Origin of the sequence: Micromonospora sp. (assembly GCF_048594385.1) — a bacterium.
GTDB lineage: Bacteria > Actinomycetota > Actinomycetes > Mycobacteriales > Micromonosporaceae > Micromonospora > Micromonospora wenchangensis.
In genome coordinates this window covers 27,760-41,338 of the sequence record NZ_JBMDWU010000059.1, presented here as the reverse complement: position 1 = coordinate 41,338, position 13,579 = coordinate 27,760, and the positions used below count along the sequence as shown (strand labels likewise).

9 protein-coding genes and 3 pseudogenes are annotated in these 13,579 nt (G+C 75.2%); 5 read left to right on the top strand and 7 right to left on the bottom strand.

Annotated elements, in window-relative coordinates; genetic code table 11:
- The 4 genes and pseudogenes from ACOJTC_RS02890 to ACOJTC_RS02875 form a co-directional block, all read left to right on the top strand.
- Positions 1 to 425: pseudogene (locus tag ACOJTC_RS02890) on the top strand (hypothetical protein); the annotation flags it as partial.
- The gene (locus ACOJTC_RS02885) at positions 422 to 1,888 is read left to right on the top strand and encodes an NADH-quinone oxidoreductase subunit NuoF family protein (RefSeq protein ID WP_088647185.1); all 1,467 of its coding nucleotides are present in this window, start codon (positions 422 to 424) and stop codon (positions 1,886 to 1,888) included. The pseudogene ACOJTC_RS02890 and the gene ACOJTC_RS02885, both read left to right, overlap by 4 nt.
- Before the next feature lie 21 nt (positions 1,889 to 1,909).
- Complete coding sequence (locus ACOJTC_RS02880) at positions 1,910 to 2,518, top strand: TlpA family protein disulfide reductase (RefSeq protein ID WP_420115623.1); 609 nt, start codon at positions 1,910 to 1,912, stop codon at positions 2,516 to 2,518.
- Positions 2,518 to 3,372, top strand: coding sequence for a cytochrome c biogenesis CcdA family protein (locus ACOJTC_RS02875; RefSeq protein WP_420115622.1), 855 nt, complete (start codon positions 2,518 to 2,520; stop codon positions 3,370 to 3,372). Before ACOJTC_RS02880 ends, ACOJTC_RS02875 begins: the two co-directional genes overlap by 1 nt.
- Before the next feature lie 80 nt (positions 3,373 to 3,452).
- Here ACOJTC_RS02875 and serS read toward each other — a convergent pair whose 3' ends face one another.
- From serS to ACOJTC_RS02850, 5 genes and pseudogenes are all read right to left on the bottom strand, one after another.
- On the bottom strand, positions 3,453 to 4,739 hold the full coding sequence (gene serS, locus ACOJTC_RS02870) for a serine--tRNA ligase (protein WP_302745538.1): 1,287 nt from the start codon (positions 4,737 to 4,739) through the stop codon (positions 3,453 to 3,455).
- A gap of 522 nt (positions 4,740 to 5,261) precedes the next feature.
- The gene (locus tag ACOJTC_RS02865) at positions 5,262 to 6,347 is read right to left on the bottom strand and encodes a MerR family transcriptional regulator (RefSeq protein WP_420115621.1); all 1,086 of its coding nucleotides are present in this window, start codon (positions 6,345 to 6,347) and stop codon (positions 5,262 to 5,264) included.
- A 53-nt stretch (positions 6,348 to 6,400) separates the two neighbouring features.
- A pseudogene (locus ACOJTC_RS02860) lies at positions 6,401 to 7,572 on the bottom strand (saccharopine dehydrogenase family protein).
- A gap of 57 nt (positions 7,573 to 7,629) precedes the next feature.
- Positions 7,630 to 8,802, bottom strand: a complete 1,173-nt coding sequence (locus ACOJTC_RS02855; protein WP_420115620.1) for an alcohol dehydrogenase catalytic domain-containing protein — start codon at positions 8,800 to 8,802, stop codon at positions 7,630 to 7,632.
- The gene (locus ACOJTC_RS02850) at positions 8,799 to 9,185 is read right to left on the bottom strand and encodes a hypothetical protein (RefSeq protein WP_420115619.1); all 387 of its coding nucleotides are present in this window, start codon (positions 9,183 to 9,185) and stop codon (positions 8,799 to 8,801) included. The genes ACOJTC_RS02855 and ACOJTC_RS02850 overlap by 4 nt, the downstream gene beginning before the upstream one ends.
- Before the next feature lie 292 nt (positions 9,186 to 9,477).
- On the opposite strand from ACOJTC_RS02850, the pseudogene ACOJTC_RS02845 reads away from it, so the two are divergent.
- A pseudogene (locus tag ACOJTC_RS02845) lies at positions 9,478 to 12,366 on the top strand (LuxR C-terminal-related transcriptional regulator).
- A gap of 48 nt (positions 12,367 to 12,414) precedes the next feature.
- On the opposite strand, the gene ACOJTC_RS02840 reads toward ACOJTC_RS02845, so the two are convergent.
- Together ACOJTC_RS02840 and ACOJTC_RS02835 are read right to left on the bottom strand one after the other, a co-directional pair.
- Positions 12,415 to 12,960 carry a DsbA family protein gene (locus ACOJTC_RS02840; protein WP_204926376.1) on the bottom strand — a complete coding sequence of 182 codons (546 nt, stop codon included), beginning with the start codon at positions 12,958 to 12,960 and terminating at the stop codon, positions 12,415 to 12,417.
- Positions 12,957 to 13,454: a redoxin domain-containing protein gene (locus ACOJTC_RS02835; RefSeq protein WP_420115618.1), complete on the bottom strand. Its 498-nt coding sequence runs from the start codon at positions 13,452 to 13,454 to the stop codon at positions 12,957 to 12,959. Before ACOJTC_RS02835 ends, ACOJTC_RS02840 begins: the two co-directional genes overlap by 4 nt.
- Positions 13,455 to 13,579 lie beyond the last annotated feature (125 nt).

The window sequence follows — 13,579 nt, the reverse complement described above, 5'->3', positions numbered from 1 at the left end:
ACGAGGAGGACAACGCCCCCGTCTCTACCGGTCGCCGGGCCCGGCGCGACGACGACGTGGCCGCCCGCTACTCGGCCCCGCCCCGGCGGCGCACCGAGGAGCCGGAGGAGCCGTGGGACAGCCCGCGCCGCTGGGAGGAGTCCAGCCGGCCCGTCTCGGCGGAGCCGATCTCCGCCGCCCCGCGCAGCGGTTCCGGGCGGCACAGCGTCGAGGCGGACGTCCCGGAGGAGCCGGACTACTGGCGTCCGCCGGCCCGCTACGTCGCCGACGACATCCCCGTCGACGACACCCCGACCCTGGTCGACCTGGCCTCCCGGCGGGCCCGCAAGGCCACCGGCGACAGCCGCAGCCGGCGCAAGGGCAAGGCCAACGCGGACGCCGTCGACGGGGCGTACTGGGCCGGGCTGCGCGGTGAGGCCAAGTGATGCGCACGAAGGTCCCACCGGTCGCCTGCATCGGCGAGCCCCGGCTCACCGCCGGCTTCGCCGAGTTCGGCCGGCTCGACCTGATGGCCCACGAGATGGAGCACGGGCCGATCGGCCCGATGGAACCGGCCAACCTGCTCCGGCTGGCCGAGGCCATCCAGCTCAAGGGCAAGGGCGGGGCGGGTTTCCCGTTCTACCGCAAGTTCAAGGCGGTGCTGGAGTCCTGCGAACGGCAGGACCTGCCCGCCGTGGTGGTGGTCAACGCCACCGAGGGGGAACCGGCGAGCTGGAAGGACAAGGTGCTGCTCACCCGGGCCCCGCACCTCATCCTCGACGGCGCCGCCCTGGCCGCGTACGCGCTGGACGCCGAGGAGATCGTGCTCTGCGTCGCCGACGACCTGATCGGCCGGGACTCGCTCACCGACGCCCTCGCCGAACGCCGGATGCCGGTGCCCACCAGCATCGTCACCGTGCCGCACCGGTTCATCTCGGGCGAGGGCGGTGCACTGGTCAACGGGATCAACGGACTGCCGCACATCCCGCCGGGCACCAAGAAACGGTCCAGCGACTCGGGCGTACGCAACCTGCCCACCCTGCTGTCCAACGCCGAGACGTACGCCCAGGTGGCGATCGCCGCCCGGCTCGGCCCGTACGAGTACGCCGCGCTCGGCACCGACGACGAGCCCGGCACCGTGCTGCTCACCGTCACCGGCCAGGCCAAGCGCGCCGCCGTGGTGGAGTGCGCCGCCGGCACCCCGCTGCGGGACATCCTCGACCTGTGCGAGGTGCCGGAGGGGCCGGGCATCCTGATGGGCGGCTACCACGGCCGCTGGATCACCTGGGAGGCGGCGCAGCGGGCCGAGATCACCCGCAAGAGCCTCACCAGCGTCGGCGGCACCCTCGGCGCCGGCATCATCATCCCGCTCGGCCGGGACACCTGCCCGCTGGGCGAGGCCGCCCAGGTGGTCCGCTACCTGGCCGGGGAGTCCGCCGGCCAGTGCGGGCCGTGCAAGCGCGGCCTGCCCGACCTGGCCCGCGCCGTCGACCTGGCGGTGTCCGGCAGCGCGCCGGTGGAGGTGGTCCGGGCCGCCGCCGGTGACGTGAAGGGCCGGGGCGCGTGCAGCCACCCCGACGGCACCTCCCGCTTCGCCCTCTCCGCGATGGAGGTGTTCGCCGACGACCTGCGGCAGCACACCACCGGTGAGGGGTGCGGCAAGCGGGTCAAGGGCGTGATGGGGCTGCCCGGCGCGCCCGACGCCAACCCCCGCAAGCTCACCCTGGACTGGTCCCGCTGTGACGGGCACGGGCTGTGCGCCCACGTCGTACCGGACTTCATCCGGCTCGACGGCAACGGTTACCCCGCCTTCCCGTCCACCCCTGTGCCGACCTGGCTGAAGGAAGGTGCGATGAAGGCGGTCAAGGTCTGTCCCGAACTCGCGCTGCGGCTGGTCGAGGCCGAGTAGCACCACCGAGAGGAGCACCGGATGCGGTCGTCGTCGTCACCCAGCAACGGGCCGGAGGGTCGACCGGCCGCCCGGCTCGCCCTCGCCGCCACCCTCGCCGGCACCCTGCTGGCCGCCTCGGCCTGCGCCGTCGGGCCGACGTCGGCGCAGCCGGCCGCCGAGGTCGCCGTCCCGGTCGCCGCGCCGTCGTCCGCCGCGTCCACCCCGACCGGCGCACCCGCCGTGGTGCCCGACGCGCTGCGCTTCACCGCCAGGACCCTCGACGGTACGGCGTTCTCCGCCGCCGGGCTGGCCGGTCGCCCGGTGGTGCTGTGGTTCTGGGCACCGTGGTGCGCCACCTGCGCCAGCCAGGCGTGGACGGTCGCCGAGATAGCCCCGAAGTACCGGGACACCGTGCCGATCGTCGGGGTCGCCGGCCTCGGCGAGCAGAAGGCGATGCGCAGCTTCGTCACCGAGTTCGAACTCGGCGGCACCACCCAGATCGACGACCGGGCCGGCGCGCTGTGGCGGCGCTTCGAGATCGTCGAACAGAGCACCTTCCTGATCATCGACCGGCAGGGGAAGGTCGTCCACCAGGGCTTCCTCGACGGCGAGGACCTCACCCGCCGGGTCGCCGCCCTGGCCGGCTGATGACCGGCCCGCTGCTGCTCGCGCTGACCGCCGGGATGCTCGGCGCGGTCAACCCGTGCGGCTTCGCGATGCTGCCGGCGTACCTGTCGCTGCTGGTCGCCGGTCCGGCGGACGGTCGGGGCGCGGTCGGCCGGGCACTCACCGCTGCGGCCGGACTGACCTGCGGGTACGTCGTGGTGTTCGGGGCCTTCGGGCTGGCCGTCGCACCGTTGGCCGACTGGCTGCGCCCCCGGCTGCCCTGGCTGACCGTGACCCTCGGGCTGGGCCTGCTGGCGCTCGGGTTGTGGCTGCTCGCCGGTCGCCGGCTGCCCACCCCGCGCCCGTCGGCCCGCGCCCCCCGGCTGACCCGTTCACTGCCGTCCATGGCGCTGTTCGGCATGGCGTACGCGCTGGCGTCGCTGAGCTGTTCCATCGCCCCGTTCCTGGCGATCGTGGTGACCAGCCTCCAGGCCGGCTCGACCCTGCGCGGGCTGGCGCTGTTCGTCGCGTACGCGATCGGGATGGGCCTGGTGGTGGCGGTGGCGGCGCTCGGCGTGGCGCTGCTGCGCGGCCGGGTGGTGCGTGGGCTGCGCGGCGTCGGCGCGTGGGTGCCCCGGCTCAGCGGCCTGGTGCTGCTCGTCGCCGGCGGCTACGTCGCCTGGTACGGCTGGTACGAGGTCCGCCTCGCCCAGGGCCGGCACGACGCCTTCGGTGACCCGGTGGTGGTCGGCGCGGCCCGGATCCAACGGATGCTGGTGACGGCGCTGGACACGGCCGGGCCGGCGGTGCTCGCCGGGCTGCTGGTCGGGCTGCTCGCGGTGGCGGCGCTGCTGCACCGCGGCCGCACCCGGACCGGTGACACCGAACGGGTGTGAACGCGGCGGGCCGGTCGTCGCCACGGTGGTGGGTGCGGTGAGGGGCGGGAGCCCGCAGGCCCCGCCCCTCACCGGACGCCTCAGCGCAGCGGGGTGAGCCGGTCGGTGCCGAGCCGGTCGCGGAGCACCTCGGGCACCAGCACCGAACCGTCGGGCTGCTGGAACTGCTCCAGGATGGCCGGGAAGAGCCGGCTGGTGGCCAGCGCCGAACCGTTGAGCGTGTGCACGAAGCGGGTCTGCTTGCCGCCCGGCTCGCGGTACCGGATGGCGGCCCGGCGGGCCTGGTAGTCACCGGCCCAGGAGACCGACGACACCTCCTTGTACTTGCCGGTGCTCGGCATCCACACCTCGATGTCGAGGGTCTTCTTCATCGAGGCGCTGGCGTCACCGGCGGACAGCAGGCTGCGCTGGTAGTGCAGGCCCAGCTTCTCGACCAGGCTCTCCGCGTGGGCGAGCATCTCCTCCAGCGCCGCGTCGGCCTGCTCGGGCAGGGTGAACTGGAAGATCTCCACCTTGTTGAACTGGTGCCCGCGTACGGTGCCGCGCTCGTCGGAGTGCGAACCGGCCGCCTCCCGCCGGTAGCAGGGGGTGTAGGCGAACGCCTTCAGCGGCAGCTTCGACGTCTCCAGGATCTCGTCCTGGTAGGCGCCGAGGATCGCCGTCTCCGAGGTGGGCAGCAGGAACTGCCCGCGCGGGGCGGACTCCCGGTCCAGGTGGTAGACGTCGTCGTAGAACTTGGGGAACTGGCCGGCGGCGAAACCGGCGGTGTCGAGCAGCAGGTGCGGCGGGAGCAGGAACTCGTAGCCGGCCCGCACGTGCTCGTCGATGAACCAGTTGATCAGGGCCCACTCCAGCCGGGCGCCCAGGCCGGTGTACATCCAGAAGCCCGAACCGCCGAGCTTGACGCCCCGCTCGTGGTCGACCAGGCCGAGTGCCCGGCTCAGCTCCACGTGGTCGCGGATCTTCTCGATGACCGGTGGCGCACCGAAGGTCTTCACCACCCGGTTGGCCTCCTTGCCGCCGGGCACCACGTCGTCGGCGGGCAGGTTGGGCAGCTCGCTCATCGTGCCGCGCAGCCGGGACTGCACCTCGTCGAGCTGGGACTCCAGCTCGGCGAGCTGCTTACGCTCGACCTCCGGCGCGACGGACTCCGGCGTGGTGCCGGCCCGCTTCGCCTGCGCGTACGCCCGGGCCTCGGCCTTGCGGCGCTGCCGCTCGGCGTCGATCTCCGTGATCAGGGCGCGGCGTTCCTGGTCGAGTCGCTGGATGTCGTCCAGGACCCGGTTGACCTCGGCGGGATCCAGTCGCTTCGCGAGCGCGGTCGCCACCGCCTCGCGATCCTTCCGGATCAACTCCATGTCGAGCATGCTGCTCCGTAGCTCCGTCCAGGCGGTCAGGGTGGGACCCTCCGATGCTACCGTCGCGCCCGCCGGCCCCCGGGCCCCGGTCTGAGCCTGCGAACGCGCCGCCGCACCCCGGGCCCGGCCCGGCCGAGTGCTGCCACCCCTGCCGTTACCCAAGGTGATGGGGCTGGTTCAACTCCTGTTCTCACTCTCGGTGACCGGTATCGGGGCCGTTTTTCCTGCCCTGAGCGGGGCGCCCTCGTGCTGGCGCTTGTGAGCAGGGAAAACTCCTCAGGGGGCGGCGACCCCTGGATAACCTCCTTCGCACGCTTTGCTCTGCTGCTCTCGACGCGACGGTCACCTGCCGTGGTTGTCGCGGTCATGGCAGCAGAGCAAAGCGTGCGAAACACTAATGGCGGGGAGCAGGAGTGGTCACCATGTGTGACCGCACGGCGGGCGGCATTGCCCGGCGCGCCCGCACGGGAGGCAGCGCACCGGAGCGGTCAGAACAGGCGGCCACCGTCCCCAGAGGCCAGAGGCCAGAGGTCAGAGCCGGATCGGCATCAGGATCGAGAAGGTGTCCTCGTCGTCGGGACGGCGCACGGCCAGCGGGGCGATCGGGCCGTCGAGTTCCAGCACCAGTTGCGGGCCACCGGCGGCGTCCAGCGCGTCGAGCAGGAAGTCCCCGTTCACCCCGACCAGCAGGTCGGCCGGGTTCGGCCCGGCCAGTTCGGCGGCGTCGACCAGGCGCAGCCCGTCGCGGTCGTCGACCCCCAGCACCGTCACCGGCAGCGCCACCCCCTCGTGCTCCCGGGTCACCGTGGGGGCGGCCGACCGTAGCGCGCTGCGCAGGGTCGCCATGTCGACCGGAACCCGCCGGGCCGTGGCGTCCGCCGGGCGGTGCAGCAGCCGCCGGTAGTCGGTGAACTCGTACGGCAGCACCGCCGAGCGGGCCTCGACCCCGGCGACGGCGACCGTGACCTCCCCGTCGGCGACGGTCAGCCGCACCTGTCCGCCGGTGTCCAGCAGCGCCCGGAACTCGTCGACGGCCGCCGCCGGCAGCAGCGCCCGCACCGGCGGGCCGTCCACCCGGCCACCGGCCCGGGCCAGCGCCATCCGGTACCGGTCGGTCGCCACCAGCCGGACGCCGTCGGACTCCACGTCCAGCAGCACCCCACCGAGCACCGGCAGGTCGGGGTCGGTGCCGACGGCGAACCGGACGGCGTCGACGGCGGCGGCCAGGGCGGCGGGGGACAGGGTGATTCGGGTGGTCATCCAAGACTCCTCGGGATCGATCAGGGCACGGACCCGGGAGAGTTCGCGGCGGGCGTCGGCGAGACCGTCCTCCAACCGGCGCAGGTGCGCGTCGAGCAGCCGCCCGACCCGCACCGGATCGTCGCGCAGCCGCAACGCGGCGGTGATCCCGGCCAGCGGCATGCCGACCCGGCGCAGGCCGGCCACCAGCCGGGCCGGCGTCACCTGCGCGGCGGTGTACCAGCGGTAACCGTTCACCGGGTCGACGAGCGTCGGGGTCAGCACCCCGCACCGGTCGTAGAACCGCAGCGCGCTGACCGTCAGGCCACTGGCCCGGGCCAGCTCGCCGATGCTCAGCAGCTCGCTCTCCACGCCCATGATGCTGTCGCCTCAACCAGGTCGAGGGTCAAGCCCGCACCGGCCACCGCCGGCTACGGGAGCACCCGGAACGTGATCCCCGCCCGCACCAGCCGGTCCAGCAGCGCGTCCCCCATCGCCGCCACCGGGGTGAGCTGCCCGGACGTGGCGGGCAGCTCGTCGTACGCCAGGCAGAGGGCCGACTCGGCGAGCATCTTGGCGGTCTCGTCGTAGCCGGGATCGCCGCCGGCCACCTCGGTGCGGACGGTCCGGCCGCCGCCCTCGCCGACGAACCGCAACCGGAACCACGACCGGGCCCGCTGCTGCGCGCTCGGCCCCTGCCCGGAGGCGACCCGGCCGAGCAGCCAGCGCCGGGTCGGCGGCAGCTTCACCAGCCCGACCAGTCCGGCCATCCCCACCCCGGCCAGCAGCACCGTCGGCAGCCGCTTGACGGCGGCGAAGTGCCGGTAACGGAAGTCCGGGCCGTACTCCGGGCGGGCGGCGGCGGACCGGCGCACCACCTGCGGGTCGATGGTGGGCAGCGGCACCGCCCACATGCCGACCGCCGCCGACCGGCCCAGCTTCCCGGCCACCGCCCGGACCCGGCGTCCGTCCGGTCGGGGCTCGACCGCCCGCCGGGCCCGCGCCGCCCGCTGCGTCTGCGCGGTACGCGAGAACGCGGTGAGCGCCGAATGGTACGTCCCGGCGGAGAACCTCCCCCGGCCCGGACGAACCCGTCGACGGTGACCGGCCCGTCCGCCGCCAACTGCCGGACGGTGTACCAGACGCCCAGGTCGTGCGGAACCGAGTCGAAACCGCACGCGTGCACCAGCCGGGCCCCGGTGCGCACCGCCTCGGCGTGGTGCCGCACGTACATCAGGTCCACGAACTCCGGCTCGCCGGTGATGTCGAGATAGTCGGTGCCGGCGGCGGCACACGCGGCGACCAGCGGTTCCCCGTGGTGCACGTACGGCCCGACGGTGGTGGCGAGCACCCGGGTGCCCGCCACCACCGGACGCAGCGACCCGGCGTCGGTGACGTCGGCGGTCAACAGCGGCAGGGTGGCCAGGGCCGGGTCGATGGCGGCGAGCCGGTCCCGTACGGCCGACAGCTTCGCCGGGTTGCGGCCGGCCAGCGCCCAGCGCAGCCCCGCCGGGGCGTGCCGGGCCAGGTACTCGGCGGTCAGCCCGCCGGTGAAGCCGGTCGCGCCGAACAGGACGAGGTCGTACGGGCGGTCGGGGCGCATCCGCCGAGTGTGCCACCCGGGCCCGACCCGCACCGGCTGGGCGGGCCACCCGGCGGCTCAGCCGTGCGGGGTGAACACCGCCCGCACACAACCGTCGGCGCGGTCCCGGAACAGCGCGTACCCGGTCGGGCCCCCGTCCAGGTCGAACCGGTGCGTCGCCAGGTGCTCGGTACGCAGCTCGTCGCGGGCCATCCGGTCCAGCAGCATCGGAATCCACCGTTGGCCGTGCTGCCGGGCGCTGCGCAGGGTGAGCCCCTTGTGCATCACCGCGCCCAGCGGGAAGGCGTCCACGAAGCCGCCGAAGGTGCCCGAGACGAAGACGGTGCCGCCCTTACGGCAGGCGTGCACCGCCTCCCGCACCGCCAACGGGTCCTCGACCGGGCCGCCCCGGCCGGTGAACCGGTCGGCCAGCGACAGCGGACGGCCACCGCCGTCGGCCACCCCGACCGCCTCCACGCACACGTCGGGCCCCCGACCCCCGCTGCGTTCCCGCAGCTCGGCGGGGACGTCGGTGTGCTCGTAGTGCAGCGTCTCGGCACCGGTGTGCCGTTCGGCCATCCGCAGCCGCTCCGGATACCTGTCGATCACGATCACCCGGTCCGCGCCGAGCACCGTCGCCGCCTGCGCGGTGAGCTGACCCACCGCACCCGCCCCCCACACCGCCACCACGTCACCGGGGCGGACCGCACCCAGTTCGGCACCCATCCATCCGGCGGGAGCGGCGTCCGAGGCGAAGACCGCCCGGTCGTCGCTGACCGGGTCGGGCACGGTGAACGCCCCCACGTCGGCGTACGGCACCCGGACGTACTCGGCGTGGCTGCCGGCGAACCCGCCCGCCGTACGGGGATGGCCGTAGCAGCCGCCGGCGGGCTGCCCCCAGGTCGCCTCGGTGACCGCCGCGCCGATCGCGCCGTTGTCGCAGCAGGAGTACAACCCCTGCCGGCAGTACCAGCAGTTCCCGCAGGCCACGGCGGCGCAGACCACCACCCGGTCGCCGACGCGGTGCCGGCGCACCGCCGGGCCGACCTCGGCCACCTCGCCCAGGAACTCGTGTCCGAGCACGTCACCGGCGGCCAGGCCCGGCACCCGACCGGCGAGCAACGGCAGGTCGGTCCCGCAGGTGGCACTGCGCCGGACCCGCACGATCATGTCGTGGGCGTTGCGCAGCTCCGGGTCGGGCACCTGGCGTACCGCGAGCCGGTCGACGCCCTCCCAGCACAGCGCCCTCATCCGGGCACCACCGGCCGGTCGGGGGCGGGCCGCTCGACGGCCGGCCGGTCGGCGCGCAGCACCTCACCGGTCTCGACGAGCTGCCGCACCGCGCGCAACACCTGCCGCAGGTATCCGTCAGGGTCGTCGCCGACCAGGTGGGCGGCCATCCCGGGCAGGGCGGCGAGCCCACCGAGCGGCCGGACGGCCAGTTCGGTGCCGCGCCCGCCGGGGGCCGGCCGCAGTTCCAGTTCCACGGCACCGGCCAGCGGTCGCAGCGGCTCCGGCCACCGCCCGTCGGGCAGCAGCTCCGCCGCCGGGACGCCGACCGTCACCACCTGCCAACGTCCCGACCCGGCCGCCGTGGCGGCGAGGATGACCGTGCCCCGGGTCAGCCGTCCCATCCGTACCACCCGCCTCTCCTGCCGGGGATCTGCCCGGTGGCCCTCCGGTGCGCCCATCGTCGGCGCGTCCCGGGTGAACCGGGCTCGTCCCGAAGGGGTGAACCGGGCCGCGCCGGGTAACCGCCGCCGACCGGGGGAGGAACGCGCCGAGTGGGGGTGGGGTGCAATGCCGCAGCAGCCCGTACGGGCGGTCGACCCGACACCCCACCCCGGCGACGCCGCGACCACCCCGGCGTCCGTCGAGCCGCCGCTGCTGGCCTCCCGGCTCGCCCCGCCCGCCCCGCCTGAGCCGATGCTGCTGCGGCCCCGGCTGCTGGCCCGCCTCGACGACGGGGCCGCCGGCATCCTCACCGTGGTCCGCGCGCCCGCCGGCTGGGGCAAGACGACACTGCTCACCGCCGGGGCGCAGGCCGCGGCGTCGACTGGGCACCCGGTGGCCTGGGTGCAGGTCGAGGCCGGCGACAGCGGACAGCGACTGTGGGCGTACCTGACCCGGGCCCTGTGCGGTGCGCTCCGGGCCGAACCGGACGAGCCTCCGCCCGCCCCGGCCGGTCCGTGGCGGCCCGACGGGCTGGAGGCGCTGGCCGCCGCACTGGCCGCCCGGGAACGCCCCACCCGGCTGATCCTCGACGACCTGCACCGGGTGACCGATCCGGACGTCCTCACCGGGCTGGAGTTCCTGCTCCGGCACGCCGACGGGCGGCTGCGTCTCCTCGCCGCCGGCCGGACGGGCCTGCCGCCGGCCCTGCACCGGCTGCGGTTGGCCGGGGAGCCGACCGAGATCGGCCCCGACGACCTGGCCTTCACCACCGACGAGGTGGCCGACCTGCTGGTGGCGCACGGGGTGCCGTTGCCGGCGGCGGCGGTCGCCCGGCTCCGGGAACGCACCGGCGGCTGGCCGGCGGGCCTGCGCTTCGCCGCGCTGGCCGCCCGGGGCCAGGCCGACCCGCAACGCTGGGTACGACGGTTCGGCGGCGACCACCCGGACGTCGCCGCCTACCTGCGCGCCGAGGTGCTCACCCCGTTGCCGGTGCCGGCCCGGGAGACGCTGCTCCGTTGCGCCGTCGGCGGGGCGGTCCGCGCCGACCTGGCCGACGCGTTGACCGGACGCCCCGACGCCGGTCAGCTCCTGGCCGGACTGGCCCGCGACGGTGGTTTCCTGCACCGCGACGACAGCGACCCACCCTGGTACCGGCCGCACCCCATGCTGGCCGACCTGCTGCGTGAGGAACTCGCCGGCCTCGACGGGCGGGAACGCGACGAACTGCACCGGCGGGCCGCCGACTGGCACGCCGACCACGACCGGCCGGCCGACGCGCTGCACCACGCCCTGACCGCCGGGCAGTGGGACCGCGCCACCGAACTGCTGCTGGCCCACTGGCCGGAGCTGGCCCCGTACGAGCGGGAGCCACCGCACCTGCCGCCGCCCCCGCCGCCGCCCGCCGGGGCGGTGCGCCGCGACCCGGAGCTGGCGCTGGCCGCCGGCACCGAGCGGGCGTACGCCGGGGACGTGGCGGCGGCTACCGCCCGGCTGCGGGACGCGGTGCAGGCCGCCTACACGCTGCCGGTGCCGCGCCGGGACCGGTTCCGGCGGCTCGCCGTGGCGCTGGAACTCACCCTGGCCCGGCTGTCCGGCGACCCTGCGTCGGTACGCGCTGCCGCCGCCCGCCTGCTCGCCACCGCTTCGGCGCTACCTGCGGGTTCGGCTTCCGTCGCCCACGTTTCTGCTGGCCCGCCGGCCGGCGCCGCTGCGCTCGACCCGCCGGTCGGTGCCGACCTCTCAGCCGGCGATGGTGCGGTGACCGGTGATGCCCCCGCCACCGGCGGTGATCCCCGGACCGGAAGGGATGACGCCGATGTCCGGGCGGTGGCCGGCACCGCGCTCGGCCTGACCGACCTGGCCGAGGGGGAACTGGGACGGGCCGGAGCGTGGTTCCGGGCTGCGCTTTCGGCGGCCCGGCGGGCCGACCGCCCCCGGACCGAGCTGGTCGGCGCGAGCCGGGCGGCACTGCTGCTCGCCCTCGCCGGTGAGCTGACGCCGGCCGAGGAGACCGCGCGGGCGGCCCTGGCCATGCCCTGCTGCCAGGGCTGGTCGGGTCGGGTCGACTGCGGTCACGCACACCTGGCGCTGGCGCTGGTGGCGGTGTACCGGGACCAGCCCGCCGAGGCGACCGCCGAGCTGGCGGCGGCCGGCGCGGTCACCGGGACGGCCCCGGCCGGGGCGGTGGCGGCGCTGTGCCGGGCCGCCCTGCTCCGCGACGCGGGCGAGCCGGCGGCGGCGACGACGGCTGTGCTGAGCGCCCGCGACGAGCTGACCGCCGGCAGATCGACGTCCCCCGGCGACCCGGTGTCGCCCGGCGGTGCGGGGGCGGCCGGAACCTCTGGAGTCTTCGGCGATGCGGTGGTGGCCGGCAGTGCTGCGGGGTTCGGCGGTGCGGTGGGGTTCGGCGGTGCCGGGGAGTTGGCCGACCGGTTGCTGGCGCTGGAGGCGGACCTGCGCGGCGAACAGGGTGACGTGGACAAGGACCGGCGGTTGCTCGGTTAGCGGGCCCTCGGTCCGGACCCGGTGCCGGTGCTGGCGTTGGCGCTGGCCCGGGTCGAGTTGCGGGCCGGTGACCTACGGGCCGCCCGGCACGCCCTGCCCGACTGGGACGCCCCGGGCGCTGCCGACTGGCCGTTGCCGGTACGGCTCGCCGCCGGGGTTCTGGACGCGTTGCTGACCCGACGGGCCGGTGACGAACGCCGGGCCGGGCGGCTGCTGGAACGGGTGCTGGACCTGGCCGGGCGGCACGGCCACCGACGGGTCTTCACCCGGGCCGAGCCGGAGGTCCGGGAACTGCTCGCGGCCCACCTGGATTCCGGTACGGCGTACTGGCCGCAGGTCAGCGACCTGGTGCGGGACGCCACGCCGCCGCCCGGCCAGGGGGCGTACGGCACCCGGGGCGGACCGGCCGACTCCCGGCAGGGCGACGCGGAGCGCCCTCTGGACGAGCCGCTCACCGAGCGGGAGCTGACCATCCTGCGGTACCTGCAGAGCATCCTGTCCAACGTGGAGATCGCCAGCGAACTGTCCCTGTCGGTCAACACCGTCAAGACCCACGTCCGCAACATCTACCGCAAGCTCGACGCCACCCGCCGCCGCGAAGCCGTCCGCCGAGCCCGCGACCTCCACCTCCTCTGACCCCACCCCACCCACCCCAGCCCGCCCCGCCCTTCTGGTCGGCTGGGGTCAGGCGGTGGCGGCGTCCACGGTGGCGAGGAGGGTGGGGAGGTCGAGTGGGCCGTCGTGGCGGTCGTCGCCGACGAAGAGCGTGGGTGTGCCGTTGACGCCGCTGCGGATGCCGCCGGTGAAGTCGTGTCGTACCCGGTCGGCGTGCACGTGCCGGTCGACCTCGGCGTCGACCTCGTCCGGCGGGAGCCCCACCTGTGCCATGCCGAGCGACAGGTGCACCGGGTCCAGTTGGTCCTGGTGTTCGTAGAGCCAGTCGTGCATCTCCCAGAACCGGTCCCGGTGGGCGGCCGCCTCGGCCACCTCGGCGGCCCGCTCGGCGTACGGGTGCAGGTTGGTGATCGGGAAGTGCCGGTAGACAAGCCGGACGGTGTCCCGCCGCTGCCGCAGCACCTCGGCCAGGTTCGGGTACGCCGCCCCGCAGTACGGGCACTGGAAGTCGCCGTACTGCACGAGGGTGACCGGGGCGTCGAGCGGCCCACGGACATGGTCGGTATCGGTCACCGGCACCCGGAGTCGGGCGGTGACCTGCAACGGGGTGCTCATCGGGTCACCACCTGCCGTTCGGTGCCGAGCTGTTCCAACGCGTCGAGGACGCCGTCGGCACCCGGGTTGACCTCGGCGGGGGACAGGTAGCTCCAGGCCACCGTCGCGGCCGGGTCGAGCACCACCAGGGCCCGGCCGGCGAGCCCCTGCGGCGTGTACGCCCCGTAGCCCCGGGCCACCTCGCCCTTGGGTTCGAAGTCGGACCGCAGCGGGAACCGGACGCCCTTCGCCTCGGCGAACGCCCGGTGCGACCAGAGGCTGTCCACCGAGATGCCCAGCACCACCGCGTCGTACCGCTCGAACTCCGGCATCGCGGCCTGGTAGAGCGCCATCTGGTCACCGCAGACCGGGGACCAGTCGGCGGGGTAGAAGGCGAGCACCACCGGCCGCCCCCGGAACTGCGCGGGTCCGGTCCGTCGCCCGTCCGGGGTGGCCGGCAGGGTGAATTCGGGGGCCGGTGTCCCGGGTCGGATCAGCCCGTCGGATCCAGTCATGTCGCCCACCGTCCCCCCGGGTCGGGTGAGGGCGGCTCACCCGACCCGGGTGGTCCTGCCCCGTCCGCGTCGTCAGATCGGATTCGGCCCGTCGGAGGGGCGCCGGTGGCGAAATTCGGGCGGTC

Coding starts and splice junctions, on each gene's coding strand:
- ACOJTC_RS02880 (WP_420115623.1), top strand. CDS start 1,910: ATGCGGTCGTCGTCGTCACCCAGCAACGGGCCGGAGGGTCGACCGGCC.
- ACOJTC_RS02875 (WP_420115622.1), top strand. CDS start 2,518: ATGACCGGCCCGCTGCTGCTCGCGCTGACCGCCGGGATGCTCGGCGCG.
- serS (WP_302745538.1), bottom strand. CDS start 4,739: ATGCTCGACATGGAGTTGATCCGGAAGGATCGCGAGGCGGTGGCGACC.
- ACOJTC_RS02865 (WP_420115621.1), bottom strand. CDS start 6,347: ATGGGCGTGGAGAGCGAGCTGCTGAGCATCGGCGAGCTGGCCCGGGCC.
- ACOJTC_RS02855 (WP_420115620.1), bottom strand. CDS start 8,802: ATGAGGGCGCTGTGCTGGGAGGGCGTCGACCGGCTCGCGGTACGCCAG.
- ACOJTC_RS02850 (WP_420115619.1), bottom strand. CDS start 9,185: ATGGGACGGCTGACCCGGGGCACGGTCATCCTCGCCGCCACGGCGGCC.
- ACOJTC_RS02840 (WP_204926376.1), bottom strand. CDS start 12,960: ATGAGCACCCCGTTGCAGGTCACCGCCCGACTCCGGGTGCCGGTGACC.
- ACOJTC_RS02835 (WP_420115618.1), bottom strand. CDS start 13,454: ATGACTGGATCCGACGGGCTGATCCGACCCGGGACACCGGCCCCCGAA.